The organism is Bradyrhizobium jicamae, from assembly GCF_001440395.1.
Lineage (GTDB): Bacteria > Pseudomonadota > Alphaproteobacteria > Rhizobiales > Xanthobacteraceae > Bradyrhizobium > Bradyrhizobium jicamae.
In genome coordinates this window covers 1-2,347 of record NZ_LLXZ01000063.1, presented here as the reverse complement: position 1 = coordinate 2,347, position 2,347 = coordinate 1, and the positions used below count along the sequence as shown (strand labels likewise).

2 protein-coding genes are annotated in these 2,347 nt (G+C 61.5%); one reads left to right on the top strand and one right to left on the bottom strand.

What is annotated here, in order from left to right; genetic code table 11:
• Positions 1 to 754 precede the first annotated feature (754 nt).
• Positions 755 to 934: a hypothetical protein gene (locus CQ12_RS10275; RefSeq protein WP_057835192.1), complete on the bottom strand. Its 180-nt coding sequence runs from the start codon at positions 932 to 934 to the stop codon at positions 755 to 757.
• A 40-nt stretch (positions 935 to 974) separates the two neighbouring features.
• Between CQ12_RS10275 and CQ12_RS10270 the strand changes: the two genes are divergently transcribed.
• Positions 975 to 1,121, top strand: a complete 147-nt coding sequence (locus CQ12_RS10270) for a hypothetical protein (protein ID WP_157088118.1) — start codon at positions 975 to 977, stop codon at positions 1,119 to 1,121.
• Positions 1,122 to 2,347 lie beyond the last annotated feature (1,226 nt).

Sequence of the window (2,347 nt, the reverse complement as noted above, 5' to 3'; positions counted from 1 at the left end):
CCTGCGGCCTTCATGTTCGTACACGCTGAGAACTTCGCGATCGAGCGCATGCGCGAACGCAATCGCCGCGGAAGCCGCTCGAACATGTTGCTCCATATAGCCTCACGGGCATCAACGGCACGGACCCGAAATGCGTTGGGAACATCCTGGGCCCGCCCTTAGTATCGCAGCCGCTGCAGACCCGCGATGCTCACCCCAGGTAAGCAAGGAGCATGCCGCCTTAACTGGGCTCTTCTTGTCTTGTCCGTAATCCTGTTCGGACCCGGCCGCTTCAACACGCGAATGATGGCAACCTGACGCGCACGCTGCATACTCCTAAAGAGAGCAGCGCGGGCGTGACTGGACGTCCGCGGCGAGAGGGCGCCGTGCCTGTCCGCCCGCGCTGCCTGAGAAATTAGCGGTCACATGACTCCGCACCGAGGTCGAATGGGGAGGCGCTGACACACGCCACCTACTTCCCTAGTCAACGATCGCCGAGTACGATGCTGACTAGCCAAGGGGAGAAGCAGCGCCGGGCATTGCCGACCCCTTGCACTAATCCTGCCAAGATAAGATTCACAGTTGCATCACGTCTGCGTCGGATTTGTCAGCCTTTAACATGCCATGTCTTAATATCTACGCCAACATGGGTATATCGTTCTTTGGTCGTTATTGTCGGCAGAGCGCATGAAGCGGATCTGCAATGCACGGCCCACCGGGCGATGGCATTTGATCGCGCCTGGTCCGCGCCCGGCCCGGTTTCCGTTCGCTCGCGCTATCGGCCAGGATGGCCCAGATAGCGCTCGACTCGCGTGGCATCTCCACCGCCTGCCTGCGGGTTTTCGCGCCGAGCTTCTGGCAGGTGTTCGTGACGTGCGATTACCGTCAGCTTGATGATGCCGATCGTTTGGGCGATATCGTCGTTGGTCTTGCCCGACGCCGCAATCGTCAGCATTCTCGCGCTCGCGGGGCGACAGTTTGAGCGGCGTGACGTCTTGTACGCCCTTGAGCTGGAGCGCTCGATCGAGCGCAAAGAGCGCCGTGACATGCAGCGCGGGCAGGTCATCCTTCGACAGATCGAGTTCGCTGCCGTCGACCCTGGCTGGGTGAAAACGGTAATCGCTGTTTTGGTTGTCTCGTGATTCTGCGGGGGAATTCATGAGGCGCTTCGTTGAAGAGGCGGATCGTGCGCAGCGGGCGCTGCCCCCAAACGCCTCGTTGATTTCATTGACGAGAGCAACCCTGTTCGCGTGATCGACGCGTTTGTCGATGCGCTGGATTTGGCTGAGATGGCGCGCACCGCTAGTCTGGCGGTTCATCGTCGTTATAGAAAGACGATGCCGCTCCGTCGGGAGCGATGGCCGGATCACGTATCGATTGTAATCATCGGATGAGAAGCCCGGCCGGGTCCGTTGCATTGGTCTCCAGTGGGGACAGCGGCAAGGCATTGCAGGAGCCGCGGTTTGAGCTGAGGTCGGGAGGAGGCGGACTGGTCCAAGTTCCTGCGAAGTTGTCGAAGGTACGAGACGTATGGAGGGAAGAGGCCACCACGAGAGGAGCTCGCGCGAGAAGGTCAGAGTCCGGACACAGAGCCGGGTTGCCTTGCCGCCCAACCTTGAGCGAGTGAACGCGGCGGCGAAGCAGGCTGCCCAAACCCGGTTCATAGCCCTGCTGCACGACATCGACGAGGCCGCTCTGCTTCGGGCGTCTCGACGACAAAAGCGGCAGCCAGCGAGCGACCAGCTTAGACGTCGGCGCGGAACAAGCCGCGCACCAATCCGGGAAGGTGCGGGTGCAGTCCTTTCTGCGATACAACTCGACCGGTCCCCATGCTCACCGTCACCGGTAAGCGTGGTGGTGGGCTTTGCTTCCAGAGCGGCAAGGCTGGCGGCGAGAGCGTGGTGGGACAGTGTCGGTCGCATGTTTTTCGATGACCTTGCAGTGTTGCCTGCAGACGCACCCCCGAGCGCCGTGAGGCCCGGGATGGACCCCCGCAGACGGAATGGCCGGGAGTGCTGGGCAGCGGGCAGCTGAAGCGGCTCTTGGAGCAGATGGAAGTGCTGCCGATCCGGCGGAGCGCGAGCTGCGCATTGCTTGTTGCGTCCGGTCTCAGCCGATGTCGGGTTGCGCCCATAATGTCGGGAATCGAACACGATAGCCGACTTGGTCGCTGCGACGCGACGGGCTAATGGTTAGATTCGTTTAGACGGAACTGTCTGTTCCTGGCATGCGCATTGCTGCTAGTGATTTGTCGCACCGAAGTTCTCAGCGTCGCGCCCGGAAAGGAAGAGCATTGGAGTGGCATCATGCGCCGCAAAGCGCCGCGTTTGGCGGCTGTCCAAGGGCAGCGCGGCGCCTCGTTCGATGC